This window comes from Natronorubrum tibetense GA33, assembly GCF_000383975.1.
GTDB classification, from domain to species: domain Archaea; phylum Halobacteriota; class Halobacteria; order Halobacteriales; family Natrialbaceae; genus Natronorubrum; species Natronorubrum tibetense.
The window spans coordinates 1,573,210-1,593,094 of record NZ_KB913017.1; the positions used below are offsets into that span (position 1 = coordinate 1,573,210).

The 19,885-nt window shown below is 64.2% G+C and carries 17 protein-coding genes; 9 read left to right on the forward strand and 8 right to left on the reverse strand.

The window, feature by feature from the left end; translation table 11 throughout:
• Positions 1-194 precede the first annotated feature (194 nt).
• Positions 195-1,712, reverse strand: coding sequence for an amidohydrolase family protein (locus NATTI_RS0108160; protein WP_006092744.1), 1,518 nt, complete (start codon positions 1,710-1,712; stop codon positions 195-197).
• A 141-nt stretch (positions 1,713-1,853) separates the two neighbouring features.
• Here NATTI_RS0108160 and NATTI_RS0108165 point away from each other — a divergent pair, with 141 nt between their 5' ends.
• Entirely contained in the window at positions 1,854-2,252 is a 399-nt protein-coding gene (locus NATTI_RS0108165; protein ID WP_244879978.1) for a hypothetical protein, read from the forward strand.
• 339 nt (positions 2,253-2,591) lie between these two features.
• On the opposite strand, the gene NATTI_RS0108170 is transcribed toward NATTI_RS0108165, so the two are convergent.
• Both NATTI_RS0108170 and NATTI_RS0108175 read right to left on the reverse strand, forming a co-directional pair.
• On the reverse strand, positions 2,592-3,353 hold the full coding sequence (locus tag NATTI_RS0108170; RefSeq protein WP_006092742.1) for a helix-turn-helix domain-containing protein: 762 nt from the start codon (positions 3,351-3,353) through the stop codon (positions 2,592-2,594).
• 107 nt (positions 3,354-3,460) lie between these two features.
• Positions 3,461-4,159, reverse strand: coding sequence for an HAD family hydrolase (locus tag NATTI_RS0108175; RefSeq protein ID WP_006092741.1), 699 nt, complete (start codon positions 4,157-4,159; stop codon positions 3,461-3,463).
• 135 nt (positions 4,160-4,294) lie between these two features.
• On the opposite strand from NATTI_RS0108175, the gene NATTI_RS0108180 reads away from it, so the two are divergent.
• Entirely contained in the window at positions 4,295-5,782 is a 1,488-nt protein-coding gene (locus NATTI_RS0108180; protein ID WP_006092740.1) for a PAS domain-containing protein, read from the forward strand.
• A gap of 89 nt (positions 5,783-5,871) precedes the next feature.
• Here the strand turns inward: NATTI_RS0108180 and NATTI_RS0108185 are convergent, their stop codons facing one another.
• A complete protein-coding gene (locus tag NATTI_RS0108185) occupies positions 5,872-7,062 on the reverse strand; it encodes a mechanosensitive ion channel family protein (RefSeq protein ID WP_006092739.1) in 1,191 nt (396 codons plus the stop codon).
• A gap of 318 nt (positions 7,063-7,380) precedes the next feature.
• Between NATTI_RS0108185 and NATTI_RS0108190 the strand changes: the two genes are divergently transcribed.
• From NATTI_RS0108190 to serA, 7 genes are all read left to right on the forward strand, one after another.
• Positions 7,381-7,596: a hypothetical protein gene (locus NATTI_RS0108190; RefSeq protein ID WP_006092738.1), complete on the forward strand. Its 216-nt coding sequence runs from the start codon at positions 7,381-7,383 to the stop codon at positions 7,594-7,596.
• 158 nt (positions 7,597-7,754) lie between these two features.
• Positions 7,755-9,209, forward strand: a complete 1,455-nt coding sequence (locus NATTI_RS0108195; RefSeq protein WP_006092737.1) for a DUF6498-containing protein — start codon at positions 7,755-7,757, stop codon at positions 9,207-9,209.
• Between the two features lie 381 nt (positions 9,210-9,590).
• Complete coding sequence (locus NATTI_RS0108200; RefSeq protein ID WP_006092736.1) at positions 9,591-11,135, forward strand: ABC transporter substrate-binding protein; 1,545 nt, start codon at positions 9,591-9,593, stop codon at positions 11,133-11,135.
• 1 nt (position 11,136) lies between these two features.
• Positions 11,137-12,081, forward strand: coding sequence for a nickel ABC transporter permease (gene nikB / locus NATTI_RS0108205; protein ID WP_006092734.1), 945 nt, complete (start codon positions 11,137-11,139; stop codon positions 12,079-12,081).
• A 53-nt stretch (positions 12,082-12,134) separates the two neighbouring features.
• Positions 12,135-13,007 carry a nickel transporter permease gene (gene nikC / locus NATTI_RS0108210; RefSeq protein WP_162832110.1) on the forward strand — a complete coding sequence of 291 codons (873 nt, stop codon included), beginning with the start codon at positions 12,135-12,137 and terminating at the stop codon, positions 13,005-13,007.
• A 6-nt stretch (positions 13,008-13,013) separates the two neighbouring features.
• On the forward strand, positions 13,014-15,206 hold the full coding sequence (locus NATTI_RS0108215) for an ABC transporter ATP-binding protein (protein ID WP_006092730.1): 2,193 nt from the start codon (positions 13,014-13,016) through the stop codon (positions 15,204-15,206).
• Between the two features lie 191 nt (positions 15,207-15,397).
• The gene (serA, locus tag NATTI_RS0108220; protein ID WP_006092728.1) at positions 15,398-16,984 is read left to right on the forward strand and encodes a phosphoglycerate dehydrogenase; all 1,587 of its coding nucleotides are present in this window, start codon (positions 15,398-15,400) and stop codon (positions 16,982-16,984) included.
• A gap of 79 nt (positions 16,985-17,063) precedes the next feature.
• On the opposite strand, the gene NATTI_RS0108225 is transcribed toward serA, so the two are convergent.
• The 4 genes from NATTI_RS0108225 to NATTI_RS0108240 form a co-directional block, all read right to left on the reverse strand.
• Entirely contained in the window at positions 17,064-17,576 is a 513-nt protein-coding gene (locus NATTI_RS0108225) for a hypothetical protein (protein WP_006092727.1), read from the reverse strand.
• Positions 17,577-17,700: 124 nt separating this feature from the next.
• Entirely contained in the window at positions 17,701-18,504 is an 804-nt protein-coding gene (locus tag NATTI_RS0108230; protein ID WP_006092726.1) for a sulfite exporter TauE/SafE family protein, read from the reverse strand.
• Positions 18,505-18,668: 164 nt separating this feature from the next.
• Positions 18,669-19,037, reverse strand: a complete 369-nt coding sequence (locus NATTI_RS0108235) for a hypothetical protein (RefSeq protein ID WP_006092725.1) — start codon at positions 19,035-19,037, stop codon at positions 18,669-18,671.
• A 93-nt stretch (positions 19,038-19,130) separates the two neighbouring features.
• Complete coding sequence (locus NATTI_RS0108240) at positions 19,131-19,637, reverse strand: GNAT family N-acetyltransferase (RefSeq protein WP_006092724.1); 507 nt, start codon at positions 19,635-19,637, stop codon at positions 19,131-19,133.
• Positions 19,638-19,885 lie beyond the last annotated feature (248 nt).

Genomic DNA, 19,885 nt, shown 5'->3' on the forward strand with positions numbered 1-19,885 from the left:
TGTGACGGAAGCCAGTATTTCGAACGGATCGGTTCGGAAGGTGCTGTCTCCGACGCGCCGAACGGGTCCGCGTGCCCACGGTTGGATCGTTCGGCGCGTCTGGTGGCCGTCCGTTATCGTACCAACTGCCTCTGTTTGCACACCGATCGCACGACAGCTGTGCGATCGGGTGTACACTGACCGTCGGTGGCTACTTATTCCTCGAGGAGGCCGCTTTGCTCGAGGACGCGGCGGCCGGACTGGACGAGCTGGTGCTGGTGTCGGCGGCCGGTCTGGTTGTAGAGGTCGCCGTCGCGTTTGACGATGTCCCCGTCGACGAGGACGGTATCGACGTTTTCGACACCGGACTGGAAGACAATCGTCTCGACCGGGTTGTGCGATGGCACCGTGTTGATATCGTCCGTTCGAATCATGGCGATATCCGCGCGCTTTCCGGGCGTTAGCGAGCCAACTTCGTCTGCGAGGCCGAGCGCGCGGGCACCCTCGATCGTCGCGAACTCGAGGGCGTCGTGGGCAGTGAGCGAGAGCTCCATGACCTGTTCGCCGGCCTCGACGGTCGGCTGGTTGTCGAGTGCTCGCTGGGTCTGGAGCGCCGTGCGGGTCTGGGTGAACATGTCGCCGCTGACGTTCGAGACGATATCGACGCCGATCGAGGGAATCGCGCCGCCCTCGAGCGTCTCTCGGAGCGGGGGCATCCCCATGCCCATCTGCATCTCGACTTCGGGCGTGATCGAGACCGAGCCGCCGGAGTCGCCGATGCGTTCGAACTCCTCGTCAGTCAAGCGGTTGCCGTGGACGTAGTTCAGATCGTCGCCCAGGAGGTCGAGTTCCGCAAGCGTTTCGACGCCGCCGGGGCCGAGCGAGCCGATGTGCATCGAGGCCGGAATATCGAGTTCGCGCGCGAGTTCGATGTCGTGGGCGACGACTTCTTCGCTCGAGTAGTCGGGGCCGCGAATCCCCATCGCGAGCGTGAGCAGGTCGTCCTCGTCGCTGTCGGCGAATCGTTCGTCGTGTACCCGACGGATATCGTCCGGGTGGGGCTCCGTGCTCTCGTCCCACCACGTCTCGTTGTCGTCGCCGGGCGTCCCGTGGGCGAAGACGGCGCGGATGCCCGCATCCTCGAGGCCGTCGATCGCTCGGTTCGTGTGGCCGGGGGAGTTGGCGACGTGGAACCAGTCCATGACCGTCGTCGTCCCCGCGTTCAGTTGCTCGAGTGCGCCGAAGAGGTTGCCCAGGTAGACGTCGGTGGGCGTGTAGTGGCTGCTGATCTCGCCGAGCATCGTCTCGAGATACTCCATGAACGACCAGTCGCCGGCGACGCCGCGGACGCCGGCCTGCCAGGTGTGGTGGTGTGAGTTGACGAAGCCGGGGAAGACGATGGCGTCGCTGGCGTCGATAGTCTCCGCGTTCGGAGCGTCGATACCGTGGCCGATCTCCTCGATTCGGCCGTCTTCGATCAGCAGGTTCGCGTTCTCGAGGACGCCGTACTCCTCGTCGACGGTGACGATCGTGCCGTTTTCGATCAGGAGGCGTCCGTTCTCGAGTCCGTCGCCGTGGTCTGGTCCCTTTCCACGACCGCGTCCGCGCCCAGGGTTGTCCTCGCGTGCGCTGCCGAGGCCGGCGAAGGAAAGCGCCGCCAGTGCGCCACCGCTGAGTCCGAGGTAGTTTCGCCGCGAGACGTTCGAGTCGGTTCCGTTGTCGTCTGCTTGCATCGTTGTTCTCACTCGACTGTACCGCCTGAGTGGAGTTGGAATTTCGTTCGGTATATTCCAACTCGTCGCCGGTGCGTGACAGATGCCTCGAGTGGCCGGATTCTGCGCGGTCCGACGACCGAAACGACTATGAGAAAGACGATGGAACGTTTACATGTATTGACGATGACCGCGTACGCTGCCCGCTCGTCCCCCGTTCGATTCGCGCTCGAGGCGCTCGCCCTCGCCGTCCTCTCCGCCGTGTTGCTGGTTGGCGGGACGCAGTCCGGACTCGTCGTGCCGACGTTCACGTGGGTGACGACAGTCATCGTGATCGCGGGTATCGGCCTGGGAGTGCTGTTCTGGCGGTATTCGACCGACAGCGAACAGGGACTTTTCCACCCCCGGCTGTCCGGACGCACCCTCGTGGCAGGACTGCTCGCCGTCGTCGCCGGCGGCGCGCTCTGGGTCGCGTTCGTCCCGCCTGCCTACGGCGCTGATCTGGTCTACGGCGTGCTGGCGCTGGCCTGGACGGCGTTTGTACTCTCGAGTATTGAGTAGCTGATCTGTCAAAATCAGTACTCAGTGACAGCTTTCAGACGTCGTGCTGAATACAGAGCGCACTTGCCCAGGTGGTTGTCCGGATTGCAATCTCTCAATCGATCAGTACAGGGCAAGGACTTACCCCTGCGGTCAAGGCACGAGCGCTGCACCCGCGAGCGACCAACGGGAGCGAGCGGCCTTTTTAGCGTAGATTTTTGGAGTTGAGCGGGACCTCTGGTCCCGCTAACCGTGCGAACGGGCGCTTCGCGCCCGTGAGCAGAGAGCGGTGAGTGAGCAACGCGAGCGAACCCGACGAGAAAAAGGTACTTATGCTGAATCAGTGTCCAATCGTGCCGATCAATCGTCGGCCGTTATCCCCATCGCCTGCACGACGGGATCGCCCGTTTCGCTCGAGACGAACGTCGTTGCGAGCCAGGATTCGGCCTGGGTCAGGCGGTACTGCAGCGTCGAGGTCGGAATCTCCTCGATCTCGGCGATCTCCTGAATCGAGTGGCGTCGCGGACTGTCGTAGTAGCCGTACTCGACGGCCAACTCGAGGGCTTCGCGCTGTTTGTAGGGTAACTCTGCCTGCGTCGCGTGCTCGTCTGGCCACTCCTGTGCGCCGCTGACGCGTTCGAACTCGAGGGTAAGTCCCTCGCGCAGGTGCTCGTTGAGTTCGTCGTAGATAGGACGAACGGCGGCATCGTCTTCGGCGAGAATGCGCCACTTGTACTCGTGGCCGTGCTGTTCGGCTCGACAGAGCACGCCGTCCTCGAGGTGTGTCGCGGCGAGGTAGGGGACCGATCGGCAGCCGTCGCCCTCCGATTGCCGGGAGTAGATGAGCCGACGCGTGGGTCGCTCGGTGAGGGTTTCGTAGGTCCAGTCGATCGGACAGCCGCCCATCCCGCGCACGCTCGAGCACCGAGAGAGATTTGCCAGCCGATCGTCGTAGACGGTGAGCGCTTCGCGCGGTCCCGTCACCTCGTCGAGTCGCCACATCGTCTCCGCGGTCGCGTGACAGGAGACAGTCCGCGCGTACAGGCCTGGATGGTCGATAAAAGCGTCCATCAGGTGATCCGCGCCCCGCTCGTAGGTGATCGTAAAGGCGAATTCGCGCATACGAATCCCAACGCGGTACGGCGGTATCAACGTCCCGTTGGCATATCCCAACTGCCAGCTTGCTCACTCACCCGTACAACTGCCAGCCGCCCGTTCGTGACGCCGAGTCAGTGCTCCTCGAGCACGCCGTCTGCAACCAGTTCCTCGCGGGCCTCAGCCATCGAGGTGACGACGACGTCACAGTGGGGTTCGACGGCCGGTTTCGGCTCGAAGCCGATCGCGAGGCCCGCAACTTGCAACATCGGCAGATCGTTCGCGCCGTCACCGATCGCGACGCAGTCCTCGAGGTCGGCCCCGACGTCGCCCGCGAGGTTCTCGAGGGCGGTGTCTTTGGTGCCCTCGATGAGCGAGCCCGTTACGTCGCCGGTCAGTGCTCGCGGCTGATCGCCGCTCGCGTTATCCGAGGCTTTCGCCTCGCTTTCGGTTTCGGCCTCGTTCATCGGTAAGCGGTTCGCGACGATATGATCGACCGAGACGCCCTCGCGCTCGAGCGCCGCTGCGACGCCGCGTTCGAAGCCGCCGGTGAGGATCGCCGTCGTGACGCCGGCCTCGTTCAACTCCTCGATGAGGTCGGCGGCCCCCTGTCGGAGGACGACCTCGTCGAAGGCAGCCTGGGCGTCTTCAGCGGGAAGGCCCTCGAGCAGCGCGGCCCGTTTGCGGAGGCTCTCGGCGTAGTCGATCTCGTCGTTCATCGAGGCCTCGGTGATTTCGGCCATGTCGTCGGCGACCCCACACCGGTCGCCGAGCAGTACGGTCATCTCGGAGTCGGAAAGCGTTCCGTCGAAGTCGAAAGCGACGACTGTCATCGTCCGCGGGTTGTGCGGCCCCGGATAAACCAGTTCAGGTTTCGACGCGGAGCCGATCCGTTCGATCGGATACTGGCAACGCAGGCGACTTCGGGAGCCATAGACTATTTACCGTCTCGACGACTCACCACTGCTGTGTCAAATCCGGGCGAATCGCCGGGGGACCGATCCGGACCGAGCGCCGACGGGACCGTCGATTCGCTGCCGGACCCGCTCGCGGCCGACGACGAGTCCTTTTTCCGTCAGTTAGCGTCGAACACCTCCGAGGGGGTACTCACGATCACCGAGGACCACACGATCGTGTTCGCGAACCAGGCGATCGAGGACATTCTCGGCTACACGTCCGACGAACTCGTCGGCAACTCGAAGCTGACCGTGATTCCGGAGCGGCTCCAGCAGGCCCACGTCGACGGGCTAGAGGCGTACGTTCGGAGCGGCGAGAAACACATCGACTGGGACGGCGTCGAACTCCCGGCGGTCCACAAGGCCGGACACGAGGTCCCCGTGTCGATTAGCCTGTGGGAACTCCCGCAGAGTGAGGGCCCCCGGCTGTTCACCGGACTCTTTCGCGACATCTCCGAACGGAAACTTCGGGAACGGCGGTTCGAGGCCGTTTTCAACAATACCTACCAGTTCACCGGCTTGCTCGACCGTGAGGGGACGCTGCTCGAGGTCAACGAGACGACGCTCTCCGCGACCGGACTCGAACGCGACGACCTCGTCGGAACGCCGCTTTGGGACTCGTTCTGGTTTCGATCGACGGACCGAGCGCGCCGTATCGCCCGCGAGGGTGTCGAGTGCGCCAGGGAGGGGGAGTTCTTTCGAGAAGAGGTTCGCGTGCAGGGAGGCGACCGAATGGCGATCATCGACTTCTCCGTTCGCCCGGTGACGGACCATCGCGGCGAGATCCGCTGGCTGCTCCCGGAGGGCCGGGATATCACCGGTCACAGAACCCGAGAACAACACTTACACGTCCTCCATCGGCTGCTCCGGCATAACCTCCGCAACGATCTCAACGTCATCAGCGGCTACGCGGAGATGCTCGCCTCGGAGATCGACGACGACGAATTTCAGGCGTACGCGGCCGAGATCGCCGCGACCGCCGCTGAACTGATCGACACGACCGAGACCGCCAAGAAACTGGCCGACTCGACGCTCGAGCGCAACACGCGCCAGTATGCTGTCGCCCTGGAACCGGTGCTGTCCGCGGTCGTCGACGAACTCCGCGACGCCTACCCCGAGAGCGCGATCGTCCGTTCCGACGACGAGGACCTGCTGGTCACCGCCGACGAGCGGCTAGCGACCGTGTTTCGCGAGGTCATCGAGAACGCGATCGAACACACAGATCAGCGGGAACCGGTCGTGAGACTCGGCGTCACCGCCGACGCCGAGACGGTCGACGTCTTCGTCACCGACGACGGGCCGGGGATTCCCGAAACGGAACAGACCGGCATCTTCAACGAGGAGCCGGTAACCCAGACCAACCACGGCAGCGGGCTGGGACTGTGGCTCGCCGAGTTGATCCTCGACGATTATGGGGGCACGTTAGCGTACGACTTCTGCCCGGTAAACGGGAGTCGCGTGACCATCTCGCTTCCCCGGCGGGACGACCTCGAGAACTGAGCCGATTCGCCGACCTGTCGACTTACTGACCCGCCGTCCCGTGATCCCATTTTCGACGACGGCTCGACAAACGTCACCGACTGCGAGTCTCAGTCGTGATCGACTTCGGGGTCGTCGGCCGTCACTCGCTCGTCGTAGCTGTGGCGGGTCTCCGACTCCGTCTCCAGATAGCTGAGTTCCCGCTGTGGGAACGGGATCGTCACGTCAGCCTCGTCGAAGGCATCGTAGACGCCCCGATTGATCTGATCGAGCGCCCGCTTCTCGATCAGCGGATGGTTGATATAGGCGCGCAGTTCGAAGACGAGCGCCGAGTCGCCGAACTCCTTGAAGATGAGTTTCGGTGTCGGGGTATCGCGGACGAGCGAACACTCCTCGCAGACCTCGAGTACGAGCCGTTCGACCGTCTCGTAGTCGGTTCCGTAGGCGGCCGTGATCGGCACTCGAAGCCGCATGTGTCGCTGTGGGGCGCTCTCGTTTACCACCTCCGTCGAGTTGAGGACCGCGTTCGGCACCGTCACGAGCAGGTTGTCCTCGGTGAGAACCGTCGTGCTCCGGATGCCGACGTCGGTGACCGTCCCGCGCATGTCGTCGTCGACGCGAATCACGTCGCCGATTTTGTACGTGTTATCGAAGTAGAGCGCGACGCCGCCGATCAGGTTGCCGATCGCGTCTTGAGCGGCGAAGCCGAGGACAATCCCGAGGATGCCGGCCGAGGCCAGGAACGGGGTGAGATCGAGGTTCCAGATCGACAGCAACAGCAGGACGGCACCGGCGACGACGGTGATCGTCCAGAGGTTGCCGAACATCGGTGCGAACTCGTAGTTCGTCTCTCCCTCCTGAAGCATCTCGATCCAGCGGCGACCGATCCGGATCGATGCCCGTCCCCAGAAGACGACCAGCACCGTCGCCATGAGTCCCACCACGGTCGGCGTCGACTCGAGGTGATCCAGTACGAGCAGACTGAGATACACGCCGAGCAAGGCGATGGAAATCGCCAGCGGCGTGTGAAGCTCGGCGACCGCCGCCCGGCCGAACGTCGTTTCGGCGAGTTCGCCGTCGAGGAATCGGACGCTCGCCAGCCGGACGAGTTGTGCCAGCAGGATCGACGCGACCAGAATGAGCGCGACCAGCAGCCAGGCCCGATCGATCCGCCCGAGCGCACCGTCGATCAGCGCTGGACCCACCCATCCGAGAAGGAACTCGATGGCGGTCAGCGGCTCGAGCGATGTCGGTTGGACGGCCGAGACCTGCGACCACGCGCCTGCGAACGGAGCTGTCATCGACTGCCTACCGGGTAATGAACCGAGTACTAAGTACTATCTGGTGTGGGCTCGATTCTGGTTCCGGTCCGGATTTCGAGACCGGTCCGGGTCTCGACCTTGGTTCTGGGTCAGATCCCGAGACCGGTCCCGAGGAGTCGCGATGGGGCCACCGATGCGACGAAGTGGGTGGTTGACACTGCAACGTTGAACCCGGGAACCGTCCCCACGTTCGGCGATGACGTTCCGCCGGAGCCGGAGGTATAGCCGTGACGAGCGCGGGTCTCGAGGTCCTCGTCTCGGTGCTGATTTACGTAGCCGACTATAGATGATGTGACTATGCTGTCGACGAGCAGCGAGCCAAAAGGCCCCACGACCGTCGCGATCGAGATCGTCTTGCTATTGCTGCTTCCACCGCTGTTCATGGGACTCGCGCTCGCCGCGCTGAGCGGAACGGAAAACTTCGTGCCGGGAGCCTTGATCGGCGGCATCGTCGGTGTGGTGGCCGCCTCGTTGCAGCGCGAGATCCACGGAATGCGCTCTGCGGAGCAGTGATTCTCGGCCCGTGCCGTCTCTCCGCTGGGAGTCGCCGGGGGTCGCCAGGAGTCGGGGCGGACGGCTACGGCGTCGTTTCGCGCCAGGCGAACGGTCTCACCAGCGACCAGATCATTTATTGTCATTTAAGCGGAACGAGTCGACAGCACTGAGTATCGATGCGCTTCCCGCGACCCCCGGACCGACGCGGCGACCCGGACGATTTCAGGCCGATCCTCCTCGCGAACCTCCTGCCGCTGGCCGGCGTCCTCTGGCTCGGCTGGGAGCCGGCCACGCTCGTGTTCGTCTACGGCCTCGAGATTCTGCTGTCGCTGGTGCTCGCCGGCGGAAAGGCGCTATTCGCCCAGCGGCCGCCCCCGACGGAGCGCGACGGCGTCGTCTCCGTTTCTGAGGCGAGTCTGACGGCCAAACGCGGCAGCGTCCGCGTGAGCGACTCCCTCCCACCGATCTATCCACGCAACGTTCCGTTCGCGCTCGGCGTGATCGGCGGGCTCGTGCTGTACGGTGTCTTCCTCGTCGTCGTTCTGTCGCTGACCCTCGAGAGCGGGTCCGAACTGACGCGGCCGGATGTCCTGCTCGGGATCGGCGCGCTCGTCGGCGGCCAGCTTCTGGAAACGAGACGCCAGTACTTCGGACGCCGGGAGTACGAACGCGTCTCGCCGTACGCCGTCGTCGAGACGCCCGCTCGACAGCTTTTCGTGCTGGTGTTCGTCCTGATCCCCCTCGCTCCCGCGCTCGGGTCGACCGGCGTCCTCGCCGTCGTCATCTGTCTGAAGCTGCTCGTCGAGTGGTCGTCGTTCCGGGCGAGTCACGATACCGGGACCGAGAGCGCCGCCAACCGCTTCGTCGCTCGCTTCGTCGGGTGGTTCGCCGGTCCGACGGAATCGGCCGCCGAACGGGACCCGGTTCGCGCTCCGGAGACGCCGCCGGACGAACGGATTCGCCCCGCGCGGAACGCCCTCCTCCTCGAGGGTGCCCTGCTCTCGATCTGGACCGTTGCCTTCTTCCTCCCCTTCTTCGGGACGATGTGGCTCTTCATCGTGCTCGCGATCACGGCGTGGTCGGGCTCGATGTTGCTGTTCTGGCTCGGTGTCGCCGCATCAGCCCTCCTGCTGGTCGTCGCGCTCGGGATTCGGATCGTCACCCACTACCTCGAGTACGGCACGCTCGAGTACCAGCGCCGCGGGGACTACATCGTCGCGTACGACCGCGTCCTCGAGGAGCCCCAGTGGGCGTCGTCGATCTACCGGCTTCGGGACGTGACGGTCGTCGGCGACCGGGTGACCGATCGCGTGCTCGGAACGCGGACGATTCGGGCGACGACCGGGATTCGGTCGACGGAGACCGAGCGACGGCTCGGCCCGGTCGCCGACCCCGAGCGGCTGGTCGAGGTCTTCGAGCTCCCGGTCGCGACGACCGATCTCGAGCCGGTCAACCGGCTGATCGCGGCCGCTTCTGGGATTCTCGCGGTCGCCATCGTCCTCTCGGCCGGCGCGTTCCTCGTCGCCCCCGGCGTCACCATGGGCGCTCGTCTCGACGCGCTGGTGTACGTACCGTTTCTCATGCTCGTGCCTGCGGGGCTGTGGAAGCTGGCCTGTCGCAGTAGCGAGTGATCGTCCTCAGCGTTGCCGTCCCCTTGCGAAGTGAGCGAGCGCTCTTCGAGCGATTGCAGTACACCTCGAGACCGACAGCTCCCATCGGCTGATTCGGAAACTAAACCATAACTTTAACAATTGCACTTTCAAAACTGAAAGTTAGGTTGTATGAGCGGAGACAAGAAACGGCTGATCACCCACGGAGCCGTCCCAACGCGACATCCCTCCACGATCGATCCGAGACGTATTGGCCCTCGCCACCGTTCGCTCAGCGTTCTGTTCGGTTCTCGACCGCGAACGATGGCCCGTCAGCGATGGCGACTCGAGTCCCGACGAGCTATTAATAATATAGAATAAAGAATTAATAGCATTTATTAGAATAATAGACCAGTTAGTAATATGGTGAACACGACACTCTCACGACGACGATTGCTCGGCGGACTGGCTGCTGGCAGTGTCGCCGGTATCGCCGGCTGTGCGTCCAGTGCTGACGACGATACGGCGTTTACGATTATCCCGCACATGGATCCGACGGGGACCGGTGACTTCTGGGAGACGTGGGGCGGGATGACGCCCTACTGGACTCGAGTCATCGAACCGCTGGTGTGGGGAACCGACGATATGCAACCCAAGCCGTGGCTCGCGACCGACTGGACGGCGACCGACGACACGACGTGGGTGTTCGAACTCCGCGAGGGGGTCACCTTTCACAACGGCGCAGAGATGACCGCAGACGACGTCGTCCACTCCTTCGAAGAAGACATCCTGACCGAGCGCGGCGATTTCGTCCACGGCTGGCTGCATCTCGAGCCCGGCAGCGTAACGAAAATCGACGACTACACCGTCGAATTCGAAAACACGGAGCCGTTCTCTGGGTTCCCCGGAACGATCGCCCACAACATGATCGATATTCAGCCGCCCGAGGCCGACCGACGGGCCAGTGAGATTATCGGCACCGGACCGTTTACGTTCGAGGAGAAAACTGACGGTCAGCAGCTCCGAGTCGAACGCTTCGACGACTACTGGGGCGGTGATGTAGAGCCGACAGAACTCACGTTCCGGGCCGCCGAAGACGTGATGACCCGGACGGACCTCCTCGCGTCCGGCGAGGCCGACATCATCATCGATCCGGCGAAGAGCCGCGTCGGCTCGCTTCGTGACCGCGACGATATCAGCCTCGAGACGGCCCAGTCATCGGGATCGAACTTCGTCTCGATCAACATCCACCGTGAGCCGACGGACGACGCCGACCTCCGGCGGGCGCTCAACTACGCCATTTCACAGGCCGGAATGGTCGAGACGATACTCGAGGGGATCGGCGAACCCGCCCGCGGCCCGGTCTCGACGGTGATCGACTGGGCGGCGTTCGACGAACTCCCGGCCTACGAGCGTGACCGAGACGCCGCCCGCGACCTCGTCGACCAGTCGTCGTACAACGGCGAGGAGCTCTCCATTCTCGTCGAGAACGATATGGACGACGGCCGGGACATCGTCCAGATCCTCCAATCGGACTTCGAGAAGATCGGCGTCGAGGTCGACGTCGAGGTGCTCGAGCGCGCGGCGGTGAGCGATCGGACCGATCAGGGCGAGTTCCACCTCGAGGTGGGGGGCTCGCAGTCGAACAGTCCGGCGGCGGACTACATTATGTGGGAGAACTTCCACACGTTGGGTATCAGTAACAAGGATCTGTACGATGCCGAGGGGACGGGGTTGTACAACCTCGGTGGCGAGGTCGACGACCTGATCGAAACGGGCTTCCAGTCCACCGATCCCGAGGAGAAACGCGAGGCGTACGTCGAGGCGCAACGTCGGATGATGGAGGAGGCGGTCGTCATTCCGCTGTTCTACCAGGAGTACGTCGTCGCCGCGGACGCCGATATCGACGGCATCGATCTCCACCCCATCGATCGCCTCGTCGAGTGGCGAACCCTGACCAGCGCGTAGGATGTACCACTACCTCGTCTCTCGACTCGCGACATCGCTCGTCGTCCTCTTTGGCGTCTCGGTCGTCACTTACGGGTTGGTCTTTTTGACCCCCGGCGACCCCGCCAGAACCATCCTTCGCCAGCAACTCGAGCGCCAACCCTCCCAGGCCGAAGTCGAGGCGTTCCGGGCCGAACAGGGTCTCGACGAGCCGATTCCGATCCAGTATCTCGACTGGCTCTCGGACGCGTTGCGCGGCGACCTCGGCACGTCCTACTACACCGACACTGCGGTGACGACGCTCATTCTCGATGCGCTCCCGCTAACGCTCGAGTTGGCCGCCGCGTCGATGGTGGTCGCGCTCGCGCTGGCGATTCCGACCGGCGTATTGAGCGCCGTCCACCGCGGTACGTCCGTCGACTACGCGAGCCAACTTGGCGCCTTGGTCGGCGTCTCGATGCCGAACTTCTGGCTGGGCTACCTGCTCATCATGGTGTTCGCACTGACCCTTGGCGTTCTCCCGGTCGCCGGTGCGGGAAGCGTCGGCCAACTCGTCCTCCCGGCGATCACCCTCGGGACCGGCATGGCCGCCATCGTCACCCGACTGGTCAGAACGTCGATGCTCGAGGTACTGGACGAGGAGTACGTCGATACGGCCCGATCGAAGGGGCTTCGCGAACGGATCGTGATCTACAAACACGCGCTTCGGAACGCGCTTATCCCCGTCGTGACGATCGTCGGGCTCCAGTTCGGCTCCCTGCTCAACGGCGCGGTCGTCGTCGAAATCGTCTTCCAGCGGCCGGGACTCGGCATGCTGCTCGTCGACGCCGTCTTCGACCGCAACTACCCTATCGTCCAGGGAATCGCGCTGTTCACCGCCGTGATCTTCGTCGCGACGAACCTGCTGGTCGACGTCACTTACCGGTATCTCGACCCGCGCGTCACGCTCGGGGGTGAGACGCCGTGAGTGAGTCGAACGGGACGCTCGAGTCGGGCGCCCGACGCCGCTACGAACGCGCGCTGGGACGCTATCGGTCGGCTTGCAACTCCCGTGCGGTCGCGACGTTCTGTTCGAGTCCGCTCAACGTCGCGGGACTGGGTATCGTTGCGGCGATAACGGTTGCGGCCGTTCTCGGTCCGATTTTCGCCCCCTACGAGCCGGCGAGCCAGGACCTCGCGAACCGGCTGCAGGGTCCGTCGCTGGCGCATCCGTTCGGGACTGATCAGCTCGGCCGGGACGTCTTCTCGAGAGTGCTCCACGGCGCGCGACTCTCGCTCGGAATCGCCGTCGTGGTTACCGCGATCAGACTCGTGCTCGGAACGACGATCGGGCTGGTCGCGGGCTACGCCGGCGGCTGGGTCGACGAGGCCCTGATGCGGCTTGTCGACGTCCAACTCGCGTTTCCGGGACTGATCCTCGCGCTGGTGATCGCCGGCGTTCTCGGACCGAGCCTCCGAAACGTGATGATCGCGCTCGCGGCCGTCGGCTGGGCCTCGTACGCGCGGATCGTCCGTGGGAGCGTCCTTTCGACCAGAGAACGCGAGTTCGTCCAGGCCGCACAGCTGATGGGCGTCTCGCGCGTTCGGATCACGATCAGACATCTCCTGCCGAACGTCGCCAGCCCGGTTATCGTCCTCGCCACGCTGAACATGGGAACGGTCATCCTCGGAACGGCCGGGCTCTCCTTCATCGGACTCGGTGCGCAGCCGCCCACGCCGGAGTGGGGAACGATGCTCTCGGCCGGCCGGTACCACCTCCGGGACGCCTGGTGGATCGCGAACGCGCCGGGCGTCGCGATCATGCTTACCGTCCTCGGATTCAACCTGCTCGGTGACGGTCTGCGCGACGTTCTCGACCCGAAACACGATCCTACCCCCGAAAAATCCGCCTGACAATCCATGCGTGATCTCCTCACCGTCGAAAACCTTCACACGCAGTTTCGAACCCGCGAGGGAACCGTTCGCGCCGTCGACGGCGTTTCCTTCAGCGTCGACGACGGCGAGACCGTCGGTATCGTCGGCGAAAGCGGCTGTGGCAAGTCCGTCACCGCCCGCTCGATCGTCGGCCTACAGGATCCCGGCGAGATCGTCGCGGGATCGATTCGACTGGACGGCACGAACGTTCCCGAGGCGACCGATCGACAACTCAGGAAACTCCGCGGTGACACCGTGTCGATGGTGTTTCAGGATCCGACCCAGACGCTGAACCCGGTGTTCGATGTCGGCGAGCAGATCGCCGAGTCGCTCAGCGTTCACGACGATCCCGACTCGCAGCGATTGCTCGACTACCTGCACGCACCCCTGTTCAGCCGCCGATCGAAGTGGGAAGACCACCGCGAGCGCGCTGTCGACCTCATGGAGCAGGTCGGCATCGCGAGTCCCGAAGACCGGGTCGACGCCTATCCGCACGAACTCTCCGGCGGCATGCGCCAGCGCGCCGGTCTCGCCATCGCGCTGGCGTCAGATCCCGACTTGCTGATCGCCGACGAACCGACGACGGCGCTGGATACGACGACACAGGCACAGATCTTAGCGCGGCTTCGCCGGCTCAGCGACGACCGCGGAATGGCCCTGCTCCTGATCACGCACGACCTCGGTGTCGTCGCCGACATCTGCGATCGGGTCGTCGTGATGTATGGCGGGCAAGTGATGGAGACTGGACCGACCGACCGCGTCCTCGAGGACCCGCGCCACCCCTACACGCGGGCGTTGCTCGAGTGTCTGACCCGGACTACCGACCGAAAGCAGCGGCTGCCGACCATCGAGGGTACCGTTCCGGAACGAGTCGGCGAACAGTCGGGCTGTCCGTTCGCGTCCCGCTGCCCGTCGGCGACCGACGCCTGTCTGTCCGGTGAGATTCCCACTGTGGATCTCGTTGACGGCAGCGCGACCTGTGGCGAACCGATCGTGTTCGAACCGTCCGAGTGCGCCGCTGGAGGTACGGACGATTCGCTCGAGTCGGCCACACCCGTCGCGAGCGCCTCGACGACGGCTGGCACGTCGGCTGTCTCGGCTGCCGCGGAATCCGTCCCGACTGACCGTTCGCAGTCCCGGCCGGGTGGGACCTCGGCCGACGACCGGCTCGGGCCGTCGGACTCGAATGCGAGTTCAGCTCCGGCGGGAGACCAACCGGTCGTCGCCCTCGAGGGCGTATCGAAACGGTTCTCGCTCGACGATGGGGTGTTCGACCGCGTCTTCGGACGGACGCGAGACCTGCAGGCGGTCGACGATGTCAGCCTCGAGATCGGTGCCGGCGAGACGCTCGGCCTCGTCGGCGAGAGTGGGAGCGGCAAGTCCACGCTCGCGAACCTCGTCACCGGTCTCGAGGCACCGACGAGCGGCGAGGTCCGTCTCGACGGCGTTCCCGTCGGTCCCGCGGGCGACCGCTCGCCGGACACGCTCGCCGACATCGGCGTCGTCTTCCAGAACCCTCACTCGAGTCTCAACCCCCGGATGACAGTCGAACGGACGATCACCGAACCGTTGCGGGCGCGAGGGTGGGACGAGGGTCGTCGACGGGAGCGGGTCAGCCACCTCCTCGAGGTAGTGGGTCTCTCGGAGCGCTACGCGAGCCAGTATCCACACGAGCTCTCCGGCGGCCAGATCCAGCGGGTCGCGATCGCGCGGGCGATCGCCCTCGACCCGAAGTTGGTTGTTCTCGACGAACCCGTCTCCGCGCTCGACGTTTCGGTACAGGCTCGTATTCTCAACCTGTTGTTGGACCTCCAGCGCGACCTCGAGTTGACGTATCTCGTCATCTCCCACGATCTGGACGTGATCGAGCACGTTGCGGATCGGATCGCCGTCCTGTACCTCGGCGAACTGATGGAGGTCGGTCCCGCCGAAGCGGTGTTCGAGCGGCCGGCCCATCCCTACACGGCGGCGCTGCTCGAGGCGATTCCGTCGCTCGGCGGAAGTGGGTCGGGATCGGTCGGCTTCGAGGGCCCGATCCCGAGTCCCCTCGACGCGCCGAGTGGCTGTCCGTTCCGCACGCGGTGTCCGGACGCCGAACCGAAATGTGGCGACGTCCGTCCGGACTGGACTCGAGCCGGGCCGGCCCGATCGAAGTGTCACTTTCCGCTCGAGCGGTGACGGGAGAGGGCGACGGCGTTCACAGCGCACCGATCCGTCCGACGCGACGACCGTCTCCCACGCTCCGGAATCGGTTCCCGCCACGGTGAGAGCCGGCGAGGGGTCTTACACCTGCGACGCCACCGTAGACAATTTTTGCCGCCCCTCCCAACAACGGAAGGGTTTACCTGCTCCACACGATTGTCTCGCGCATGAAGGTTCTCGTCACGGATCCGATCGCTGATGCGGGTCTGGACGTACTCAGAGACGCTGGCCACGAGGTCGAGACAGCCTACGAAATCGAGGGTGCGGATCTCCTCGAGGCGGTATCCGACGCCCACGGACTGATCGTCCGCTCGGGCACCGAAGTCACCGACGAGGTTCTCGAGGCGGCCGAAGAACTCGTCATCGTCGGCCGCGCCGGTATCGGCGTCGACAACATCGATATCGAGGCCGCCACGGACAACGGTGTTATCGTTGCCAACGCTCCCGAGGGGAACGTTCGTGCGGCCTCCGAACACACCGTCGCGATGACGTTCGCGGCCGCCCGCTCGATCCCGCAGGCTCACATCCGCCTGAAGAACGGCGAGTGGGCCAAAAGCGAGTATCTCGGCGCCGAACTCGACACCAAGACGCTCGGCATCGTCGGACTCGGCCGCGTCGGCCAGGAGGTCGCCAAGAAACTCGACTCGCTGGGCATGGATCTCGTCGCCTTCGACCCCTATATCTCCGAAGAGCGCGCCGACCGTCTCGGCGCCGAACTCGTCGACTTCGAACCGTGTATCGAGCGCGCCGATTTCCTGACCATCCACACGCCGCTGACGCCCGAGACGGAGGGCATGATCGGCGAGGACGAACTCGACCTCTTGGAGGGCGGCTACATCGTCAACGTCGGCCGCGGTGGCATCATTCAGGAGGACGCTCTTGCCGCGAAAGTCGAGGACGGCACCCTCGCCGGCGCTGCACTGGACGTCTTCGCCGAGGAACCGCTCTCGGCGGACTCGCCACTGCTCGAGCACGAGGACATCATCGTCACGCCCCACCTCGGCGCGTCGACCGAGGCCGCCCAGGAGAACGTCGCGACCTCGACGGCCGAACAGGTCAGCGCCGCACTCGTCGGAGATCCCGTCGCGAACGCCCTGAACGCCCCCTCGATCGACGAGGCCGCGTTCCCTCGCCTCGAGCCCTATATCGACATCGCCGAGACGGCCGGCAAGGTCGCCGCGCAACTGCTCGAGGGCCGCATCGAAGACATCGAGATCACCTACGAGGGTGACATCGCCGACGAGGACGTCGAGTTCGTCACCGCCTCCGCGTTAAAGGGCGTCTTCGAACCGCTCGAGTGGCAGGTCAACGCCGTCAACGCGCCACAGATCGCCGAAGATCGGGGCGTCGACGTGACGGAATCGAAAACGCGGCAGGCCGAGGACTTCCAGAGCCTGATCTCAGTCACCGTCAGCAACGACGACGATTCGGTGACGGTCGACGGCACCCTCTTTGCGGGCGACGACCCGCGGATCGTCCGCGTCGACGGCTACCGCGTCGATGCCATCCCCCACGGCAAGATGGTCGTCACGCGAAACACCGACGAACCCGGTGTCATCGGCCTCATCGGATCCGTCATGGGCGGCCACGACGTCAACATCGCCGGCATGTTCAACGCCCGCGAGACCATCGGCGGTGAGGCGCTGACGGTGTACAACGTCGATAGTCAGGTCCCCGACGACGCGAAGGCAGAACTCGAGGAAGACGACCGGATCATCGGCATCAACTACATCACGCTGAACGGGCAGAACTGAGCGGCCCGTTCGGCTCGTTTTTGCGGTCTTTTGTGGAACTGGCTCCGTGTGCGATCGCGGGATACCGTCGGGACAGTGCTCAGTACCGGAAGATCGCGGTCGCGATGCCAATCGTCTGCCCGATGTTTACCAAGCTGAGTCCCGCGACCAGCACGCCGGTATCGCTCCCGGCCAGCGAGGAGCTGGCGTAGACGAGCAGGCCGAGGACGCTGAGAACAGCCCCGAGGAGGTAGCGCCGCGGCGCCTCGGCGACGTGTTGACTCGTGTAGGCAAGCCCTGCAGCCGGGATGAGCATCCAGCCAGCGAGGCTGAGTGCGAAAAGTGGCGTCGCCACCGCCGGGACCAGAAAGCCGATAGCACCGGCCAGGGTGACGGCGAGGCCGGCGAGCAGCACGCGTCGCCACGCGAGCAAGACGCCGCGATCCATCACCGACCACGAGAGGACGGTGAAGCCGACGATGATCACCGCCATCACGAGATGGGCGACGAATAGGGCGTGCTCGCTCGCGAGATCGAGGTGGACGGCGGTGACGAACGTCCACGCGAGCGGAACGAGGATAATGGGGCCGTTTTCCCGAAGCCGACGGAGCATGTGTCTTCCTACGGACTGGCCCGTCACAGTTGTTGTGCCGATCTCACGCCCCTCCGGAACCCGTCCGGTGGACGCCCACGGAACTGCACCACGGCCGTCGGATCGTCGCTGACCGCCGGGTTGGTCAGGCGATTCCGAACCCGCCGAGAAGGAGTCGACCGCCGATGAGTGTAAGGAGCGCGAGCACGCCCCACCGCTGGGTTCGTTTCGAGAGATACGGCCGGACGCGCCGGCCTGCGAGGACGCCAGCGAGAGCCGGGATCGCAAGCGCAACCGAGAGCACGCCGATCGTCAGCGACGGATACAGGCCGAAAATCACCGCCGCACCCACCCGAACGGCGTTGATGCCGACGAACACGAGTGCGAGGACGCCGACGAACAGCCCAGCCTCGAGGTCACGACTCCGGACGTAGGCGACGACCTGCACGCCGACGTTCGTCGCGCCGAAGACGACCCCCGAGACGGTGCCGAGGCCGACCATCATCCCCGGCCGTTCGACGAAACAGCGATCCTCGAGCGCGGCGCGTCCGGGGATCGGAATCGCCCGCTGTGTCGCCCCGACGTACGCGAGCGTCACGAACCCGAGCGTGATCGTCAGCGGATCGGCCGGGATCGACTCGAGTGCGGCCATGCCGACGAGCGTGCCGACGAGGGTCGCCACCACGTAGGGCCAGAAGCGCCGGCTGCACGAGCGGATAGCGTCGGCCTCGAGTTCACCAAGCAGTGAGACGTTCGTCGCGAGAATCGGGACGATCATCAGCACGACCGCGACCGAAGGATCAACGACGGTCGCCAGCGCCATCGTCCCGACGAGGGCAAAGCCGAAGCCAGCGATGCCGGTAACGACGCCGGCCAGGAGAAGTGTTATGAGGACGAATGCGGCGGTCGTCGGATCGACGGCTCCGATAACCGCGTGCTGTGAGAACACGCTCGTCCGTCTCGTTCGCTCGCTTGGAACATAACCCTGCTCGTCCCTGTTGAAATCCTCACTACCTGATAGGCGTTGACTGCTGAACACGGAGGATGAGGTCAGCATACCGACTGGCCTACTCACCCGATCCTGTACTCGGGTGTGGCGGTGACTGAGGCTGCTTATCGAGCGTTGGATTTCATCTCCTCAGCAAACAGATATAGTGCAATCGCGGCAAGCCCGGCGCTGAGAATCCCGGTAACAATCCCGAACGCGAGGAACCGCATGCCACCAAGAACCCAGATAACGCCCAAGGCCCCGACGTGGAGAACACCAAGGAGGTACAGAATCGGATCCCAAAATCGAGTCAGAAACAACACAGCACCGAGAAGAAAACTGGCACCGATGACGAAAAACGTCGATTGACTCTCTATCTGGCCAATATAGAGGTTTATCGCTGCAATACAGATCGACAGCAACAGGCCCGTCCAGTGGAGCCAGTTCCACGAGGAAACGTCCGCCATCACTCCACTGGACTCGGTGTCGCGCATGCGTCGAAATCTATGTTCACCGGATTAGTGAGTTTCCCTTCGATTGTCCAGAATACTTCGACAGATAGTGAACAGAACGCTATCCGAGTCGGATCAGAGTGAATTCTCGTAGACGTACTCCTCGACCTCCTGTTTCAGGTCGCTATCCTGGGTTCCGACCCGTTCGAAACCGGCCGATTCGTAGAACGAGACGGCCACTTCGTTGTCCGCGAGGACGGCAAGGTACAACTGATCGTACTCTCCGCGGAGCGAGTCTTGGATGCGCGTGAGAAGCGACGTGCCGATTCCCTCGCCCCATCGGTCAGGACGGACGTAAATCCGGTTCAGCGACGCGACCGATGGGCGCTCGCGGTGCGGACCGGCATGCGCGAAGCCGACGGGTTCGTTCGCTTCCTCGGCGACCAGGAAGACGGCGTCCTCACGGGCACACGCCTCAGTAATCGACGCCCTGAGGTCCTCGAGTGCGTACCACTGGTCGATCGTCTCCGTGACGATCTCGGCACCGAGGATCGAGTCGTAGGCGGCGTGCCAGCTCTTGCGGGCGATTTCCCGGATTGCCGTCGCGTCGTCTGGGACTGCACATCGAACGTCCGGAGACACGTCCCTTTGTTTGAGACCCTGGTGATAAACAGTTTCTCCGCTTCGCCGAATGGTTATCGGAATCATCAAACGATTCCCCATCGCTGAGGGTGATCACTGGTATAGTAACAACTGAACCTGTTTACACACTGATCGCACAACAGTCGTGCGATCGGGTGTGCACTGACTTCCAGTGGCTACGATAGCTATCTGAAGTGGCGCATTCCTTGGTAGCCGCCCCTCCATTTGTGCTACACTCGCACCCTGTA